This is a genomic window from Thiomonas sp. OC7, assembly GCF_900634595.1.
In the GTDB taxonomy this organism is placed as follows: Bacteria; Pseudomonadota; Gammaproteobacteria; order Burkholderiales; family Burkholderiaceae_C; genus Thiomonas; species Thiomonas arsenitoxydans.
In genome coordinates, this window is sequence record NZ_LR131953.1 from 1519462 (window position 1) to 1536178 (window position 16717).

16 protein-coding genes are annotated in these 16717 nt (G+C 64.0%); 6 read left to right on the plus strand and 10 right to left on the minus strand.

Going from position 1 to position 16717, the window contains the following annotated elements; genetic code table 11:
* Window positions 1–175: 175 nt before the first annotated feature.
* The 3 genes from BIO17B3_RS07320 (at window position 176) to BIO17B3_RS07330 (ending at window position 2638) form a co-directional block, all read left to right on the plus strand.
* Entirely contained in the window at window positions 176–1219 is a 1044-nt protein-coding gene (locus BIO17B3_RS07320) for a sulfurtransferase (RefSeq protein ID WP_232054212.1), read from the plus strand.
* Window positions 1204–2358, plus strand: coding sequence for a YeeE/YedE family protein (locus BIO17B3_RS07325; protein ID WP_156053610.1), 1155 nt, complete (start codon window positions 1204–1206; stop codon window positions 2356–2358). The genes BIO17B3_RS07320 and BIO17B3_RS07325 overlap by 16 nt, the downstream gene beginning before the upstream one ends.
* A gap of 91 nt (window positions 2359–2449) precedes the next feature.
* A complete protein-coding gene (locus tag BIO17B3_RS07330) occupies window positions 2450–2638 on the plus strand; it encodes a hypothetical protein (RefSeq protein ID WP_156053611.1) in 189 nt (62 codons plus the stop codon).
* On the opposite strand, the gene rapZ is transcribed toward BIO17B3_RS07330, so the two are convergent.
* Genes rapZ through BIO17B3_RS07345 form a run of 3 tightly spaced genes read right to left on the minus strand, consistent with a single transcriptional unit; the run spans window position 2599 to window position 6150 of the window.
* Entirely contained in the window at window positions 2599–3558 is a 960-nt protein-coding gene (gene rapZ / locus BIO17B3_RS07335) for an RNase adapter RapZ (protein WP_156053612.1), read from the minus strand. The genes BIO17B3_RS07330 and rapZ overlap by 40 nt on opposite strands.
* Entirely contained in the window at window positions 3555–5231 is a 1677-nt protein-coding gene (gene recN / locus BIO17B3_RS07340; protein ID WP_156053613.1) for a DNA repair protein RecN, read from the minus strand. Before recN ends, rapZ begins: the two co-directional genes overlap by 4 nt.
* A 25-nt stretch (window positions 5232–5256) precedes the next feature.
* Window positions 5257–6150, minus strand: a complete 894-nt coding sequence (locus BIO17B3_RS07345) for an NAD kinase (RefSeq protein WP_156053614.1) — start codon at window positions 6148–6150, stop codon at window positions 5257–5259.
* A gap of 116 nt (window positions 6151–6266) precedes the next feature.
* Between BIO17B3_RS07345 and hrcA the strand changes: the two genes are divergently transcribed.
* The gene (hrcA, locus tag BIO17B3_RS07350; RefSeq protein ID WP_156053615.1) at window positions 6267–7286 is read left to right on the plus strand and encodes a heat-inducible transcriptional repressor HrcA; all 1020 of its coding nucleotides are present in this window, start codon (window positions 6267–6269) and stop codon (window positions 7284–7286) included.
* 27 nt (window positions 7287–7313) lie between these two features.
* Here hrcA and BIO17B3_RS07355 read toward each other — a convergent pair whose 3' ends face one another.
* From BIO17B3_RS07355 to BIO17B3_RS07370, 4 genes are all read right to left on the minus strand, one after another.
* Window positions 7314–7739: a universal stress protein gene (locus tag BIO17B3_RS07355; protein ID WP_013124291.1), complete on the minus strand. Its 426-nt coding sequence runs from the start codon at window positions 7737–7739 to the stop codon at window positions 7314–7316.
* 133 nt (window positions 7740–7872) lie between these two features.
* A complete protein-coding gene (locus BIO17B3_RS07360; RefSeq protein ID WP_013124292.1) occupies window positions 7873–9000 on the minus strand; it encodes a porin in 1128 nt (375 codons plus the stop codon).
* 288 nt (window positions 9001–9288) lie between these two features.
* Window positions 9289–10533 (minus strand): porin, encoded by a 1245-nt coding sequence (locus BIO17B3_RS07365; RefSeq protein ID WP_013124293.1) that lies wholly within the window; start codon window positions 10531–10533, stop codon window positions 9289–9291.
* Between the two features lie 212 nt (window positions 10534–10745).
* Window positions 10746–11198, minus strand: a complete 453-nt coding sequence (locus BIO17B3_RS07370; RefSeq protein ID WP_156053616.1) for an OsmC family protein — start codon at window positions 11196–11198, stop codon at window positions 10746–10748.
* Between the two features lie 74 nt (window positions 11199–11272).
* Between BIO17B3_RS07370 and BIO17B3_RS07375 the strand changes: the two genes are divergently transcribed.
* Window positions 11273–11503, plus strand: a complete 231-nt coding sequence (locus BIO17B3_RS07375) for a hypothetical protein (protein WP_013124295.1) — start codon at window positions 11273–11275, stop codon at window positions 11501–11503.
* Between the two features lie 300 nt (window positions 11504–11803).
* Here the strand turns inward: BIO17B3_RS07375 and BIO17B3_RS07380 are convergent, their stop codons facing one another.
* Complete coding sequence (locus BIO17B3_RS07380) at window positions 11804–12283, minus strand: YqaA family protein (protein WP_013124296.1); 480 nt, start codon at window positions 12281–12283, stop codon at window positions 11804–11806.
* A 61-nt stretch (window positions 12284–12344) separates the two neighbouring features.
* Here BIO17B3_RS07380 and ilvA point away from each other — a divergent pair, with 61 nt between their 5' ends.
* On the plus strand, window positions 12345–13895 hold the full coding sequence (gene ilvA / locus BIO17B3_RS07385) for a threonine ammonia-lyase, biosynthetic (RefSeq protein ID WP_156053617.1): 1551 nt from the start codon (window positions 12345–12347) through the stop codon (window positions 13893–13895).
* 54 nt (window positions 13896–13949) lie between these two features.
* Here the strand turns inward: ilvA and BIO17B3_RS07390 are convergent, their stop codons facing one another.
* Both BIO17B3_RS07390 and BIO17B3_RS07395 read right to left on the minus strand, forming a co-directional pair.
* Window positions 13950–15992: an esterase-like activity of phytase family protein gene (locus BIO17B3_RS07390; protein ID WP_156053618.1), complete on the minus strand. Its 2043-nt coding sequence runs from the start codon at window positions 15990–15992 to the stop codon at window positions 13950–13952.
* Between the two features lie 81 nt (window positions 15993–16073).
* Window positions 16074–16700 (minus strand): DUF4136 domain-containing protein, encoded by a 627-nt coding sequence (locus BIO17B3_RS07395; protein WP_156053619.1) that lies wholly within the window; start codon window positions 16698–16700, stop codon window positions 16074–16076.
* Window positions 16701–16717: the final 17 nt, after the last annotated feature.

The following is a 16717-nucleotide window of genomic DNA, read 5'->3' on the forward strand; positions in this document are numbered from 1 at the left end:
GTCTGGATGGCTTGGGGCGTGCATGATGGGTTCCACTCTGCGATGGGTATGAGAAAACAGGTTAGCACTGCGCAGAGCGCATGGTCCGGCGGGCTGATCTCATATGCCCTGCGGTTGGATGCGCATGACAACTCTGTATTTCCGTTTTCGCCGCCAGACTTCCAGAATGCAGTGCATGAACACGCCGTCCCCCGCCCCTTCTTCTCTTCAGCCCCCTCGCCGTTCCGCCTGGTCACGTCTGTGCCGCATCTGCGCCCTGGGCTGGCTGCTCGCCGCCTGGGCCTTGCAACAAGGCGTCAGCGCAGCGCCATCCGAGCCATCCGCGCCGGGCGCGGCGCAGACTTTCGGTCCGCTGATCTCGGCGCAAGCCCTGGCCACTCAACCTACGCAGGTGCGCATCATCGACCTTCGCGATGATGCGGCAGCGGCCAACGTGGCGCACATTCCCGGAGCACTTCCCGCGCCCTATGCCGACTGGCGTGGCCCCTCCAACAATCCGGGCCAGCTCTTGCCGCTGCCTCGGTTCACCGCTCTCGTGCGGCGACTGGGCCTGAACGCGGAAACCCCCGTGGTGCTCGTCGCCACCGGGGATGATCCCAGCGATTTCGGCGCACCCGCCCGCGTGTACTGGACGCTCAAATGGCTGGGACTGAAGCATCTCGCCATTCTCAACGGCGGCATGACCGCCTGGCAGGCCGCCGCGCTGCCGCTCACCCGCCAGCCCACGCCCGCACCGACGCCCAGCGCGTTCACCCCGCAACTCGACGACGCCCTGCTCGCCACCCGGTCCGAGGTGGCGCGCGATCTCGGTCACCCCCGCACGCTGCTGCTGGATGCCCGCCCCAAGGCTTTCTACCTGGGCCGCGAAAAAGCCCCCGCCGCAAGTCGCCCCGGCACCCTGCCCGGCGCGCTGGACTTCGACAATCTGCGCTGGTTTGAGCCGGGCAGCGGCGCCCTGCCCGCTGTGTCCACGCTGCAGCGAATCGCTGCTCAGTTGCCACAGCAGCCCGGCGCCGTGCAGACCGTCTCGTTCTGCAATACCGGCCACTGGGCCGCAACCAACTCGTTCGTGCTGTCCGAAGTTCTGCACCGCCCGCATGTGGCGCTCTACCCCGGCTCGATGGTGGACTGGTCGCGCGCCGACGCCCCCATGGCGCATGTCCCCACCCGCTGGCAGCAACTCCGGCAGCAACTGGAACAGACATGGCAAGCGCTCTGAGCTCAACGCATCACACCGCAGCAGCGCAGACGACACACCCAGCACAACGCCGCCTTAGCCGCAGCCTGTTGATGCTCAGCGGTCTGGCCGGGTTTGCCGCCATCATCTGGCTGGTCGGCTGGCGGCAGGGTCTGCTCTGGCTGATCGGTCTGGGCTATGGCGTGCTGCTTTCGGCGGCCGCCTTCGGCTTCACCACCGGCTGGAGGGTATGGATGACTCGGCGCGACCCCATAGGGCTTTGGACGCAATTCGTCGGCATCGCGGTGGCCATGCTCATCAGCGTGCCTCTGCTGGCCGCGCAGCCCGCGCTGCAGGGCGCCGACGGGCCGCTTTCCATTAGCCTGCTGATAGGCGCCTTCGTGTTCGGCGCCGCCATGCAGGTCGCCGATGGCTGCGGCTCGGGCACTTTGTACAAGGCCGGGCTCGGTCATCCGGTGAGTCTTGCCGTGCTGCCAGCGTTCGTGTTCGGCAGCTTTCTCGGCGCGGCGCAACTTCCAGCCTGGCTATCGCTGGGCGCTCTGCCGCCGGTCAATCTGGTGCACCGCCTCGGGGCCGCCGAAACGCTGATCGTCCAGCTTGCGGCCCTCGCCCTGCTGGCCGCGTTGTTGTGGAGGTTTCGCGCCACGCAACCTTCACGCTGGCGCGGGCCTGCGGTGTGGTGGGCCGCCATCGGCCTGGGGCTGCTGGCGGCCGCCAATCTGGTGGTTGCCGGGCAGCCTTGGGGCATTGTTTACGGCCTGGGTCTTTGGGGCGCCAAGATCGTGCAGGCGCTGGGCTTCGATCTGAGCGGCAACGCCTTCTGGGGCCTGCCGGCCCAGCAGGCGCAGTTGCACGCCACGGTATTGGCCGACAACACCAGCGTCACCGATCTGGGTTTGTTGCTGGGCGCGCTCATCGCTGCCAGCTGGCGCGGAAAAGCCAGCCCAGCGGTGAGCCTGCCCGCTCGGCAATGGCTGGCGTCAGTTGTTGCTGGCTTGCTGCTGGGCTATAGCTCGCGGCTGGCTTTCGGCTGCAATGTCGGCGCGTATTTCTCGGGCATCGCCACCGGCAGCCTGCACGGCTGGGTATGGTTCGCCTGCGCATTCGTGGGCAGCCTGGTGGGCGTGCGCGTGCGCCATCGTCTGGGCATGGCGGATTGAGCCCACCCCGAAAACTATCGCTGCACTCGGTTCTCCCCTCAAGGGGCGGACATTCTTGGGGCGGCGCGGCGAATGTCTTGAGGAACTCTCGATGAAACGCAAATTACCCTGGCTGATCGCCCTGTTCTGGGCCGCTGTGGTCTTGCTGCTGGTGCTGGACTGGCGCGTGAGCACGCCGCACGACCGGTTTGCCGAACCGCCTCCTCTCGCACTGGGCAACGGCCCGGCGGCGGACGCGGGTCACTGCTCGCTCGTCCCCGTCGCGCCCAACTCGCGGTGACGCAGCAGTACGGTGTACTGGCTGGCGAAAGCGCGGCTGAGTTGTTCGCTAAGAAACACCGAACGATGCTGCCCGCCGGTACAGCCGATGGCCACGCCGACATAGCTGCGGTGATCGGCGGCCAGCTTGGGTAGCCAGCGCTGCAAAAACCCGCTGATGTCGGCCTGCATCTGCAGCACCTCGGGCTGGCGCAGCAGAAATTCGGCCACGGGGGCGTCGCGCCCGGTCAGGGGCCGCAGTACCGGGTCGTAGTGCGGGTTGGGCAGCATGCGCACGTCGAACACATAGTCGGCGTCGAGCGGCACGCCGCGCTTGAACGCGAACGACTCGAACAGAACCACCATCTGGCTGTCCTGCACCCGCACGGTTTGCTTGATCCAGTCGCGCAACTGGGCGGACTTCATCTGGCTAGTGTCGATGTGTAGGCCGATCTCGGCCACCGGGCGCAGCAGTTCGCGCTCCATCTCGATGGACTCGATCAGCGCGTTGGCGTAGCCCTCGCCGCGGGCGGCAGCAGGGTTGCCGATCTGCTGCGCGGTCACGCGGCTGGTGAGCGGGTGGCGGCGGCGGGTTTCCGAAAACCGCTGCACCAGCGTGTCGGTGGCGCAGTCGAGGTAGATCGCGTGCACCTCGCAGCTGGCCCGCAAGTTTTCGAGCAGCCCCGGCACGTCGGCCAGCGACTCGGCGCTGCGCGCGTCCACCGCGACGGCCACGCGCTTTTGCCCCGAGGCGCGGGTCTGTTCGACCAGCGGGGTGATGAGTTGCGGCGGCAGGTTGTCCACACAGTAATAGCCAGAGTCTTCCAGCGCGGTCAGCGCCACCGACTTGCCCGAGCCGGACAGCCCGGAAATCAGCACCAGCTGGTGGGTCGCTCGCGCATCGGCAGGCGTTGGGACAGCAGCGGTTTCAGACGGGCTCATCGGGTTTCCAGGGACGGGGTTTCGCAAGCCGAGAGCAGCTCGCTGGCATGTTCCAGCGCGGCGCTCGATTGCGCGTTGCCGCCCAGCATACGGGCGATTTCGCTGCGCCGTTGTGACAGATCGAGCGCGTCGAGCAGGCTGGCGGTCTGCCCGTCCGTGCTGTGCTTGCGCACCGCGAAATGCTGCTGCGCGCAAGCGGCCACCTGCGCCAGATGGGTGACGGCCAGCACCTGCCGGTCAAGCCCCAGGCGGCGCAGCAGCCGTCCCACAGTTTGCGCCACGGCGCCGCCGATGCCTGCGTCCACCTCGTCGAAGATCAGGGTTTCGGTGTCTTGCAGGGCGCTGGTGGTCACGGCGACGGCCAGGGCGATGCGCGACAGCTCGCCGCCGCTGGCCACCTTGCCCAGCGCCCGCAGCTCCGCGCCGGGATGCGCCGCCACCTGCAGTTCCACCGCCTCCGCTCCGCGCGCGCCCACGGCGTCGAGCGGGGTGAGCGCCACATCGAAGCGCCCGCCGGGCATGCCCAGTTCCTGCATGGCCGCCTGCACCGCCTTGGCCAGTTGCTGCGCGGCCTTGCGGCGTTTCGTGCTCAGCTTGGCCGCCGCCTTCTGCAGCGCGGCCTGCGCGGCCTGTTCGGCGCTTTCCAGCGCGGGCAGGTCGATACTGCGGTCGAGCTGCTGGAGTTTGTCGCGCAGGGCGTGATGGGTTTGCGGCAGGTCGGCCGCCGCCACGCGATGCTTGCGTGCGAGATTCATCCAGCCCGAAAGCCGGGCGTCGAGTTCGGCCAGACGCTGCGGGTCGGCCTCGGTGCGCTCGGCCAGACGGCGCAGTTCGTGACTGAGGTCGCTCAGGCTGGTTTGCGCCGCGTCGATCTGCTGCACCAGCGGCTGCAGCCCGGCATCGACCTGCGCCGCTCGCTCCAGCGCCTGCTGCGCCTGCGCCAGCAAAGACAGCGCACTCACGTCCTCGCCGTCAAGCGCCCCCTGCGCCAGAGCGAAGTCTTCGAGCAGACTGCTGACATGCGCCAGTCGCTTGTGTTCGCTCTCCAGCGTGGCCCACTCGCCCACGGCGGGACGCAGACGATCGAGTTCCTCGCACTGCCACTGCAGGCGCTCGCGTTCTTCCGCCAACGCGCCGACGTCGCCTCTAGCCTGTTGCAAGGCCGCGTCGGCATCGCGCCACTGGGCCCAGGCGAGCGCGACGGCCCGGGCTTCGTCTTGCGCCCCGGCGTAGCCGTCGAGCAGGTGGGTGACGACTTCGCGCCGCACCAGCCCCTGATAGGCGTGCTGCCCATGAATGTCCACCAGCCATTCCCCCGCGGCCTTGAGTTGCGCGGCGGTGGCCGGACTGCCGTTGAGAAAGCCGCGCGACTTGCCCTGCGCGTCGATCACGCGGCGCAGCAGCAGCGTGTCGGCCTCGGCGGCGAATCCCTGCTCGTCCAGCCAGGCGACCAGCGGCGGGCTCAGGCTGAACTCGGCGCTGATCTCTGCGCGCTGCGCCCCCGCGCGCACCACACTGCTGTCGGCACGCTCGCCCAGCGCCAGCTTGAGCGCGTCGATCAGGATGGATTTGCCCGCGCCGGTTTCTCCGGTGAGCACGGTGAAGCCCCCCGCCAGATCGATGTCGAGCTCGGGAACGATGACAAAGTCGCGCAAATGCAGATGCAGCAGCATGTCTCAGGCGAAAAGACGCAAATGTTCAGGATTCATCGGGCACTTCATGCCAATGAAGTTTCCGGCGCAGGGTGGAGAAATAGCTCCAACCCGGCGGGTGAAGAAACACGCAGCGATGCGGCGCCTGCCCGATGCGGATGCGATCGCCGCCGATCAGCTCGGCATAGCTCTGCATGTCGAAGTTCACGCTCACGTCGCGCGGCGTGACGACCTCGATCACGATATCGGCACCGCCCGGCAGCACGATGGGGCGATTCGACAGGGTATGCGGCGCAATCGGCACCAGCACCACACCGTCCACGCTGGGGTACAGAATGGGCCCGTAGGCCGACAGCGCATAGGCCGTGGAGCCCGTCGGCGTGGCGACGATCAGGCCGTCTGCCCGCTGCACATACATGAAGCGCCCGTCCACCTCCACCTTCAGCTCCACCAGCCCCGACGCGCCGTTGCGATTGACCACCACATCATTCACCGCAATGGCGCTGAAAATGGTCTGCCCCGCACGCTCCACCGCGCCGCTGAGCATGGCGCGCTCCTCGCGCTCGAAGTCGCCGGCCATCAGTCCGTCGATCGCGGGCTCCCAGTCGCTGTCGGCGATATCGGTCATGAAGCCCAGCCGCCCTGCGTTGATGCCCACCAGCGGCACTTTCAGCGGAGCGAGCCTGCGAGCCGCACCCAGCATGGTGCCGTCGCCGCCCAGCACCACCGCCACCCAGCCGCCCTGCGCGGTGCGCTCGGCCAGTTCGCTGCTGCGCAGCACCGGGTAAGGCAGCTCGGTGTGCTGCGCGGTGAGCTCGCCCACCCACACATCCACCCCGGCCCGGCTCAGCCGCGCGGCGATCTCGCCAAGTTTGCGCTGCGCCTGCGGCGCCTGATATTTGCCGATCAGCAAGACCTGCTGGAACACGGTACGGGGCATGGAGTTCTTAGGTGAGGCACGGCGGAGAACACCGCCCTGACGGCAAATTACAGCACAGGCGCAAGTCCAGCGTAGCGCGTTGCGCCCGCGTGTCGTCTGCGCCCTAAAATTTGCGCATGGACGAACGCGCCCGACTGCTGCTCAAAACCCTGATCGAACACTACATCGCCGACGGTCAGCCGGTGGGTTCGCGCACGCTGTCGCGCGCTTCGGGGCTGGAGTTGTCCGCGGCCACCATCCGCAACGTCATGGCCGATCTCGAAGATATGGGCCTGATCGCCAGCCCGCACACCTCGGCCGGGCGCATTCCCACCCCGCGCGGCTACCGGGTGTTCGTCGACGCCATGCTCACCGCCCAGCCGCAGATGCCAACCGATCTGCTGCCGCAGACGCTGCAACAGCACATCGACACCGCCCCGCCGCAACAAGTGATGATGCGGGCGGCGCAGCTCATGTCCAGCCTGTCGCAATTCGTCGGCGTGGTGCTGGCGCCGCAGCGCAGCGCCGCGTTTCGCCACATCGAATTTCTGCAGTTGAGCGAACATCGCATTCTGCTCATCATCGTCAGCCCCGAGGGCGATGTGCAAAACCGCATGCTGCACTGGCCACACGCCCTCAGCCAGAACGAGCTCAACACCACAACCAACTACCTCAACGCCCATTTTTCCGGCCTGAGTTTCGAGCAGGTCGCGCAGAAACTCGGCAGCGAAGTCGAACACCTGCGCAGTGAACTCGTCGCCCTCATGCAGGCCGGCGTGCAGGCCGGCAGCCAGGCGCTGCAGCAGCCACAAGATCAAGTGGTCATCTCCGGGCAACAGCAATTGCTCGGCATCGGCGACTTTGCGGGCAATCTGGGCAAGCTGCGCCAGCTCTTCGATCTGTTCGAACAAAAAGCCCAGTTGCTCAAACTGATGGACGCCTCCGCCCGCGCCGATGGCGTGCGCATTTACATCGGCGGCGAAAGCGAGGCTGTGCCGTTCGAAGAACTCTCCGTCATCACCGCACCCTATGCGGCCGACGGCAAAGTGGTCGGCACCCTCGGCGTCATCGGCCCCACCCGCATGGCCTACGACCGCATGATTCAGATCGTGGACATCACCTCCAAGCTGGTGGGCAATGCGCTGAGCCAGCGGTAGGGCCTGTTAACGCGCCGCCGCGGCGGCTCACCGCACCAGCAGCACCGGCACCGTGGTGGACGCCACCACCTTGCTCGCCACAGACCCCATAACGAAGCCCTTGAGCGCCGAGTGGCCGTGCGTGCCCATGATGAGCAGGTCGGGCTGCAGACGCGTCACCTCGGCGGCGATCTGCTCGGCCGGGTCGCCCACCACAAAACGAGACTCGAACACCAGCCCGGCCTGTTTCAGCACGCCTTCAGCGGGCGCCAGCGCCTGCGCGCTGACGTCGCAGTAATACTCGTCCAGCGTGGCCTTGCTGAGCTGCGCGCGCGCCAGCGGCGTGCCGATGGGCAGCGCCACCGTGAGCAGGGTGATGCGCGGCGGCTCCTTGTATTGCCGCACCTGCTGCACCAAAACCTGCGCAGCCCGCGCGGTGTAAGTCGATCCGTCTACCGGTAGAACAATGTGCATTGGGCAACCCTCCTGTGCGGGCATTATGCCTGCCGCAACACGACCGCTCCCCGGCCTTTTTGCGATTTATACAGTCGAAAAAAAGCCGCCCGAAGGCGGCTTTCAAGGCAGTTGCTAGAGCAGCTTGCGCTGATCAGAACTTGTGACGGATGCCCAGGGCGAAGCCGCTGGACGATTGACCAGCAACACCCAGGTTCGCAGTGGAGGAATCGCCTACAGCCAGTGCCGTATTGGTGTCGTTGCTGATGTGCGAGTATGAGGTGTACAGGTTGGTACGCTTGGATAGGGAGTAGGTGTAACCGATAGCGTATTGCTTGGCCGTATTGTTTCCAGTGTCAGGGTTGGAAATCGTGTCCTTGACTTGCCCATAAGAAGCCAGCACCGCACCTGCGCCCACCGGGACGGAAGCGCCTAGCATCCATACAGTCCGCTTGCCGCTGGAAGCATCAACCTTCAGATCCTGATATAGACCTGTAACCTTGGCGATACCGAAATCATAGCCGCCAGTTACTTGCCAATGCTTGTCTGCGTTGCCGCTAGACGAATTCGCAGTCAAGCCATTGATATTGGTGATGCGCAAATAATCGAGCGTCGCGAACATCGGGCCGTTTTTGTACGCGCCGTTGAGTTCCCAGGCCCGGGTGGTGCTGCCACCTTGTGCCAGATTAACCGTTGCCGAGGTAGGAGCGAAAGAGTACACCGCAGTGCCAGTAAAGCCCATGAGATCAGGCGACACGTAAGCGACTGTTTGGTTCGCGCGTTGCACACTGGCGAATCGCACATTAGAGATGTTGTCGATGTTGCCCGTCAAACCAGCGCCAAACGGGTCAGCTGCGATTTCATCGTTCCACAAAGGAGTGTTCATACGGCCTGCAACAACCGTACCGAAACCGCCGGTCAGGCCGACAATCGACGTGCGCTGCATGAAGCCGCCGCCGCTGCAGTAGCCATTCGAATTGCCGCCAGTGCCGTTGGTGTTTTGATTGGTGCCTGCTGCGCAGAAACCGGTTTCAGCTTGGAAAATCGCCTTCAGACCGCCGCCCAGGTCTTCCGACCCCTTCAAGCCGATCCGAGAGGAGGACTGGCCGCCGGAATCCAGGCCCGTTGAAGACACGGTGCCCGTGCCCGACGAAGGCCGCAACCCGGTGAAATGGGTGACGCCCAGGTCGATGATGCCATAGAGCTGAACATTGCTGCCTTCTGCAAAGGCGCTGCTGGTAAAAGCGCCAACCACAGCCAGCGCGATGAGTGATTTTTTCATGATGGTTGCATCTCCAGGTTGTAAAGGGCCGACCGTGATGGCCGGTAAAGAGACGGGCTGCAGAGTTTTGCTCTGCTGTGCCCAGCTCGTCGCAGACCTAAAGCATTCCGCTTCCGAGACCTCAACAATTTAACAGTGCATCAGCGGCGATGCATATGGCAAGAGCAATTACCTCAGGTTTTTGTTGCCCCACAACAACAAAAAACAGCCCGCGGGCGGGCTGTTGAGTGCAGTCTGGCCGTCACGCCAGATTAGGTGATGCCCGCCAGAGCTGGCGGGCTGTCAGTCTCAGAACGAATGCAGAATGCCCACAGCGAAGCCGTTGGAGCCTTGGCCAGTGACACCCGCGCTGAAGTTGGTCGCGTCGTTGACGGCCAGTGCGGTGCCGGTGCGATTTGCGCCAGCAGAATCGTTGCTCATATGCGCATAGGAGGTGTAGAGCATGGTGCGCTTGGAGAGGTTGTAGCTGTAACCAATGGCGTATTGTTTCGCCTTGGAGGTGCTGAGTGATGTGCCCGTAGGTGCCAGCGACGTGCCGTATTGGCTGTACGACACCATCACCGCACCGGCGCCAACCGGCACGGTGGCGCCAAGCAACCAGGACGAATCGTTACCCGAGTAGTAGTCGGCGGTGCCGCGCTCATAAATGCCCGAGAGCTTGACCACGTTCAGGTCGTAAGAGCCGAACAACTGCCAGACCTTGTAAGCGCCATCGGCCACTGTGCTGCTAGGCGCAACGGTGACGTTGGTGACTTTGCTGTAGTTAGCGCCCACGGTCGCCGACCCGAAGGCATAGTTGCCGTTCAAAGACCACAGCTTGGTGGTGTTGCCGCCCTGGACTAAAGGAGCCGTTGCTGAGCCGTCGTTGAACGAGTAATCCGCCTGCACAGTCAGGCCAGACAGATTGGGAGAGATGTAGGTGATGGTTTGATTGCTGCGCAGTAGATAGTTGACTGCTGCACCTGAGGCATTTCCACCTTCGCCGCTCGGGCTAAGGCCATTAATGCCTAGGCTCAAGTTCGAGTACGCACCGGTAAAGCCCGCCTGGAACGGATCGTAGTTGACCTCGTTGTTGAACATGCTGGTGAAGTAGCGGCCCATCTGCACGGTACCGAAGTTGCCTTGCAAACCCAAAAGCGTGGTACGGCCCATGAAGCCGCTACCCGTACAGTAAGCAGAGCCGCCTGTGCCAGTCTGGTTGGTGCCCGCCGCACAAAAGCCGGTTTCCGCTTGGAAAATAGCCTTCAGGCCGCCGCCCAGGTCTTCTGTGCCCTTGAGACCGATGCGCGAGCCAGCGACCACGCCAGAGCTCAAGCCGGTATAAGACGCCGTACCACTTTTGCCTGAGGTGTCAGGTTGGCCGTTCACGGTCGGCGCCAGACCAGAGTAATGCGTCACACCCATATCGATAATGCCGTATAGCTGCACGCTGTCAGCCGCGAATGCCGAGCCCGAGAAGGCACCGACCACGGCCAGGGCGATAAGGGATTTTTTTGCGAAACCTTGGGTTTTAGTGAAACTTTGCGTTTTCATTCTGTGCTCCGTTAGGTTTGAAGTGTTCCGCTTCTCGACACACTCTCCAGGGCGATGTCTGAGCGGGCGGGGGAATGAACATGCAAACATTGATGTCATAGCATGCGTGTTAGAGATTTGATCGCGCTTGATGATTGTCCTCAAGCTTTTTTGCGGCTCTGGCCCAAAGTGTCATCAAAATGCAACATTGCAGACAGGCGCTGATGCGGCGGTCATTCCTGGGCCAACTCGACGCTGAAAGTCATCGTCGCCGTTTTTTCCAGCATGGCGCTGGCCGAGCAATACTTGGTATGCGAGAGCTCGACAGCCCGGCGAACCATGTCTTCGCGCAGATTCACTCCAGTCACGACGAAGTGCATATGGATGCGGGTGAACACCTTGGGATCGGTGGCGGCGCGCTCGGCGTCAAGTCGCACCTCGCAGCCGCGCACATCCTGCCGCGCTTTTTTGAGGATGTAGACCACGTCGTAGGCGGTGCAGCCGCCCGTGCCGGCGAGCACGGTTTCCATCGGCCGCGGCGCGAGGTTGTGGCCGCCGGGTTCGCCCGGTGCGCTGGCCGGGGCGCCGTCCATGCGTAGGGTGTGACCGGTTTCGGTGTGGGCGGTGAAGGCCATGCCGTCGTTGCCTTCCGCGTCTTTTCCTTCCCACTGCACGGTGCATTGCATCGATGTTTCTCCTGTTTCCTATTGAGGGGTGTTGCGATTGTCGGCGGTTCTGCAGGGGACCTACAATTGTTTGCATGGCTACCGTGACCTTAGACACGCACAAATTCATTCGCAAATTGCGCGAATCGGGCATGCCCGACGCTCAGGCCGAAGCGGTGGCTGATGCTTTTCGCGAAGCGCAAGGTGAGGCGGATCTGGCCACCAAACCGGATTTACGCGAGCTCGAACTGCGGCTGACGATCAAAATCGGCGGCATGCTGGTGATTGCAGTCGGCGTGCTGGCTGCAGTGCTGAAATTGCCTTAAACCCGAATTTCGTTGACTCGCGTCAATTTCGATGTGGGTGACATAGACGCGCAGAGGCAGATTCCCGCCAAAATCCAGAAAAATTCAATTATTTTTCAATGACTTACGCATAGAATAAGTGAATACTTATTTAACAATACCATGATGCACAGATGGGCTATGCAAGATACATAAGCATCCTCTAATATTGCATCATGCGTTGAGTTTGACGCACCAATTGTCTCCTCCACCTCCTCCTTTGGTGGATTCTTACCCGGGCCGATGATCATCATCCGCCCGGGTATTTTTTTGCCCGGTTTTTCATAGCGCCCAAGCCAGACCTGCCACAGTGATGTAGCGCAGGCTGCGGCCGAGCAGCATCCACGCGGCGCAGGCCCAGGCGTTGATGCGCAGCCAGCCGGCCACGACCACGAGGGCATCCCCGATGCCAGGCACCCAGGCCAGCACGGTGATGGGCGCGCCCCAGTGGCGCACTTGCGGCGCCCAGCGCCAAGCGTCGGGGGTCTGCCAATGGCGCACCCAGCGTCCGAGCGCGTAGGTGGTCATGCCGCCGAGGGTATTGGAGGCGGTGGCGACGAGCACAGCCAGCATGGTGTGTTGCGGCTGCGCGGCAATCACCACCAGCAGCACGGCTTCGGAACTGAAGGGGATGAGGGTGGCCGCCGCAAAGCTGAGCGCCGCCAACACGTAAAGCCCTCCCGGTCCGGAAGCGGACTGCAGCAATTCATGCCACATACCGAGGGCGGCGCCAGCCCAATCGGGCGGCATCAGCACGGCCATGTCTGCAAGGTGCGATCAGCGGGGTTCATAGAATCGGTTCTTTTGCTATGGGAAGATCCAAATGGCCGCGAAGCATACCGACTATCTACAGCGTATTTTGAACGCACGGGTGTATGACGTGGCGATTGAATCGGCGCTGGAGCCCGCGCGCAATCTGTCGCGCCGCCTGCACAACAAGGTGCTGTTCAAGCGCGAAGACACGCAGCCGGTGTTCAGCTTCAAGCTGCGCGGGGCGTACAACAAGATGTCGCGGCTGACCGAGGCCGAACGCAAGCGCGGCGTGATTTGCGCGTCGGCGGGCAACCACGCGCAGGGCGTGGCGCTGTCGGCGCACCGGCTGGGTTGCCGCGCGGTGATCGTGATGCCCGCCACCACGCCGAAGGTGAAAATCGACGCGGTGCGCGCTTTTGGCGGCGCCAGCGTGGACGTGGTGCTGCAAGGCGACAGCTATAGCGACGCTTACGCCCACGCCCTCACGCTGCAGGACAAACAAGGGCTGACTTTCGTCCACCCGTTCGACGACCCGGACGTGATCGCGGGCCAGGGCACCATCGGCATGGAAATTCTGCGCCAGCACCAGGCGCCGATTCATGCGGTGTTTTGCGCCATCGGCGGCGGCGGGCTGATCTCGGGGGTGGCCGCTTACATCAAGGCGGTGCGGCCGGAGATCAAGGTGATCGGGGTACAGACGGTCGATTCCGACGCCATGCTGCGCAGCGTGCAGGCGGGCCGTCGGGTCACGCTGTCTGAAGTGGGGCTGTTTTGCGACGGCACGGCGGTGAAGCAGGTCGGGCGCGAGACCTTCCGCCTGGTGCGCGATCTGGTGGACGATTTCGTCGTGGTCGATACCGACGCGGTGAGCGCCGCAATCAAGGACGTGTTCGAAGACACTCGCAGCGTGCTGGAGCCCTCTGGCGCGATGTCGGTCGCCGCCGTCAAGGCCTATTGCGCGCAGCATCAGATCAAGCGCGAAACCCTCGTGGCCGTGACCTGCGGGGCGAACATGAATTTCGACCGCCTGCGCTTCGTCGCCGAGCGCGCCGAGGTGGGCGAGGCGCGCGAGGCGCTGTTTGCCGTGACCATTCCCGAAAAGCCGGGCAGCTTTCGCCGCCTGTGCCGGCTGGTGGGTGCGCGCAATGTGACCGAATTCACCTATCGCATCAAGCGGCCGGAAGAGGCGCATGTATTCGTCGGCCTGACGGTCAACGGCCGCGAGGATGCGCAGAAAATGGCGCAGACTTTCGAGCGCGCAGGCTACGGCGTGCTCGACCTGACCGACAACGAACTGGCCAAAGTGCATGTGCGCCACCTCGTCGGCGGCCCCGCGCCGCGTAGCGCGCAGGGGCAGAGCATGGCGGAAAACGAGCGCCTGCTGCGCTTCGACTTTCCCGAACGCCCCGGCGCGCTGCTGCGCTTTCTCGATGCGCTCAGCCCGGACTGGAACATCAGCCTGTTCCACTACCGCAACCAGGGCGGCGACAGCGGTCACGTGCTGGTGGGCATTCAGGTGCCGCCCGCAGACAAAAAGGCGTTCAGCCAGTTTTTGCAGCAACTCGGCTACCACTACACCGAGGAAACCGACAACCCGGTGACGCGGTTGTTTTTGAATTGAAAAGCTCCCGCCTGTGCAAATCGCTCAGGCGGGAGTTTCATGGTTTAGCCGCGCTCAAGAGGCGTAGTCCAGCACTGGCTTGGGCAGTTTGATGAGGAACAGGCGCGAAGGCGTCTCCCACGGTTTGCCGCGGACGATGCGATAGGTGTAAGCGCCCGGAGCGGTGCACTTGCCCGTACCCGCCAGGATCTGGCCGCTGGCGTCCATTTCGCAATCGTCACCTTTGAGGATTTCGCCATTCGGGCCGACGATTTCCGCCGCAAGGCCGAAGTCGTTGTCGTTGGCCACAGCAATCGTCTGCGCGTCCACCAGGGCCATGCCCTCGGTCTTGCCGGATACCCAGCCAAAGCCGCTGCCTTCGACCATATCGAACAGCAGGGTCTTTTTCACCGGGATGATGCCGCCGTCGGTCAGCGCCTTGAGCGAGGTCTGATACTCGGGCTCCAGGCCGTTGATGGTCTTGCCGGTGAGGTCAGTCGCGCCGCTGAGGTCGATGAGGAAGATCATGTTGTGATCTTTGCCATCCGCTTGCGTGCCGCGCTCGATGATGAGGTAACGGTTGTCGTCGAGCGCCACGAGGTCGCCGATCTTGGCGTCCTTGTTTTTGCTGTAGGGAACGGCCCCGCTGGCATCGGTGAGGGGATACGCAAACATGCGGGTGCCGCCGCCCGGCTGAATTTGCACCAGGCGGGTGAACACTGCTTTGGTGGTTTTCTGCGTTTTGCCGTTGCTGTCTTTGGCGTCATCCATCTTGAGAATGCTCTGCACGCCGGCCAGCAGATTGCCGTTGGGTGCAAGAGCGATGGCTTCGATGCCGCGGTTGGGCTGGCGATACTTGACGATGTCGGGCAGGCCGCTGCCGGGCGCCAGCTTGGTCTCGATCCGGCGGCTGGCGGCGTTCACCTTGAACACGAAGGGGCCGTACTCGTCGGTCATCCACAGCGACTTGCCATCGGGCGTGGCAACCACGGCTTCGGGGTCGATGCCGTGCACGTCAAATGCGATGCCGCCCTGCGCGTTTTTGAGAATCTGCAGGGTGTCGCTGACCGGCGTTTCACCCGTCGATCCGACCGTGCCCGGAGGAATGGGGCGGCCGCTCATCGCAGCGCCGTCGATGTCCTTGAGCGGGGTGGTGCTTTCCAGCGTGGCGCGACGGTTGCCCTTGCCGGTGCCCACAGTCACCACGCCAAACTCGGGATTGAATGCGGGCGCGGGAAACGACTTGGTCGCGGTGGTGCTGCCGTCGGCGTTTCGCAGGTCTGGCGAATCTCCGTTAGGGCCGCGATCCGTTATCACCCAGAACTGCAGATTGCCCTGCTTGTCCACGCCCTTGAGAGCCAAACCCGAGCCCAGGCTGATGGGGAAGCCTTTGGGGAACTCGGCCTTGATGTAGTTCTGATTGCCGGGATAGGGCACGTTGAACCGGCTCTGGCTGCCGATGGCGTACTTGCTCACGCTGAGCTGCGCGCCCTGCGCCGCGCCCGCGCCCTGGTAAGTGAAGGTGCTGGTGACGGTGCGGCCAATCAGCGAGAGCGAGTCTTCGAGGTGCGCCTTGGCGTAACGCGGATCGGTGAGGCTGAGCTTAAAATCGGCGAGTTGCTGCTGGAACAGGGCGGTCAGTTGGGTGCGGTCGGACAGATCGCACTTGATGTTGGCAAAACGCTGGCGCACCACATCGCTAATGACGATGCCGTTGTTCGGGTCGCCGTCGTCATCGAGCGCCTGCAGCAGTTGCGCGGTGTTCTGGGTGCGGGGGGCGTCTTCGCCCTGCTCGTCGAGGTCGGCCAGCGCCACCACATCGGCGCCCTTGGCGCGACCCAGCAAGACGCCGCCGAGCTTGAAGATGGCGGTCTCGCCGGATTTGTAGAAGAACTGCCCCGCCGCGTTGGTCTGGCGCGGGGTGGCATCGCTGTCGGTGGTGTAGTCCACCCCGGCCACGGCGGAGTCGAGAAAGACCCCGGTTTGGACTGCAGCCTGGTGCACTGCAGCCAGCTGCTCAGGCGTGTTGGACGCGGTGGTGGTGCCCCCGCCGCCGCAGGCTGACAAAGTGAGTGCCGCGGCAACCGCCAGGGCTAAAGCAGATTTGGGGAAACGCATGGCTCGACTCGCTCAAAAGAGAAAGTCGAGACCATAAGTTGCAAATGTGACATTTTGTTTAATGCGCGATCCGTTCCGCCCTCAGCGCGGGAACAGCACCTTGTGCTCGCCGTACTCCGAAGGAAATCCACGCAGCACGGCCTGCGCCAGCGGCAGGGCCACCGAGGCCAGACCGCGTTCGTAACCGCCGGTGCTGGCGTGCGACTGCCAGATCAGCGCGCCGGTGGCGGTGTCGCGGATTTCGAGCGAGAGACTGCGCTCGTAATAGTTGGGCGGCGGCATCCAGCCGAACATCCCGCCTCCCCAGCCGCCCCAGCCTCCGGGAAAATACACCGCGCCGTTGGGCAGCAACACGGGCGGGGGCCAGACCGAGGGGCCGTAGGTGGCTTCGAGATCGAGACGCACGGTGTAGGCGTAGCGCGCGGTATAGGGCGCCGGTGTGCCCAGCAAGGGCACCATGCCGGCCTGGGTCATGGCGTCGAGCACGGCGGTCTGCAGGGTGTAGGCGTCGGCGCTGTCGGCATTGCCGGGCGCGGCCTGCACCTGCACCTTGGCGCCCACCAGCGCTTGCGGCGCGGGATGGGGGGTGACGACGGTGGCGCGCAAATCTGTCAGGCTAGCGCAGCCGCCGAGCAGCAGCGCGGGCACCAGCAACAGGCCGATGCGGACGGAATGCCAAAGGCGGGTTAGGCTGTTGGGTGAGCGCATGGCCTGTTCTCCTCTAC

What these genes read in the sequence shown, in the direction of transcription:
- BIO17B3_RS07330 (WP_156053611.1), top strand. Translation starts at nt 2,450, where the DNA reads ATGAAACGCAAATTACCCTGGCTGATCGCCCTGTTCTGGGCCGCTGTG.
- BIO17B3_RS07395 (WP_156053619.1), bottom strand. Translation starts at nt 16,700, where the DNA reads ATGCGCTCACCCAACAGCCTAACCCGCCTTTGGCATTCCGTCCGCATC.
- BIO17B3_RS07375 (WP_013124295.1), top strand. Translation starts at nt 11,273, where the DNA reads ATGGCTACCGTGACCTTAGACACGCACAAATTCATTCGCAAATTGCGC.
- rapZ (WP_156053612.1), bottom strand. Translation starts at nt 3,558, where the DNA reads ATGAGCCCGTCTGAAACCGCTGCTGTCCCAACGCCTGCCGATGCGCGA.
- BIO17B3_RS07325 (WP_156053610.1), top strand. Translation starts at nt 1,204, where the DNA reads ATGGCAAGCGCTCTGAGCTCAACGCATCACACCGCAGCAGCGCAGACG.
- BIO17B3_RS07345 (WP_156053614.1), bottom strand. Translation starts at nt 6,150, where the DNA reads ATGCCCCGTACCGTGTTCCAGCAGGTCTTGCTGATCGGCAAATATCAG.
- BIO17B3_RS07390 (WP_156053618.1), bottom strand. Translation starts at nt 15,992, where the DNA reads ATGCGTTTCCCCAAATCTGCTTTAGCCCTGGCGGTTGCCGCGGCACTC.
- BIO17B3_RS07355 (WP_013124291.1), bottom strand. Translation starts at nt 7,739, where the DNA reads ATGCACATTGTTCTACCGGTAGACGGATCGACTTACACCGCGCGGGCT.
- BIO17B3_RS07370 (WP_156053616.1), bottom strand. Translation starts at nt 11,198, where the DNA reads ATGCAATGCACCGTGCAGTGGGAAGGAAAAGACGCGGAAGGCAACGAC.
- BIO17B3_RS07365 (WP_013124293.1), bottom strand. Translation starts at nt 10,533, where the DNA reads ATGAAAACGCAAAGTTTCACTAAAACCCAAGGTTTCGCAAAAAAATCC.
- hrcA (WP_156053615.1), top strand. Translation starts at nt 6,267, where the DNA reads ATGGACGAACGCGCCCGACTGCTGCTCAAAACCCTGATCGAACACTAC.
- BIO17B3_RS07360 (WP_013124292.1), bottom strand. Translation starts at nt 9,000, where the DNA reads ATGAAAAAATCACTCATCGCGCTGGCTGTGGTTGGCGCTTTTACCAGC.
- BIO17B3_RS07380 (WP_013124296.1), bottom strand. Translation starts at nt 12,283, where the DNA reads ATGGCCGTGCTGATGCCGCCCGATTGGGCTGGCGCCGCCCTCGGTATG.
- ilvA (WP_156053617.1), top strand. Translation starts at nt 12,345, where the DNA reads ATGGCCGCGAAGCATACCGACTATCTACAGCGTATTTTGAACGCACGG.
- recN (WP_156053613.1), bottom strand. Translation starts at nt 5,231, where the DNA reads ATGCTGCTGCATCTGCATTTGCGCGACTTTGTCATCGTTCCCGAGCTC.
- BIO17B3_RS07320 (WP_232054212.1), top strand. Translation starts at nt 176, where the DNA reads ATGAACACGCCGTCCCCCGCCCCTTCTTCTCTTCAGCCCCCTCGCCGT.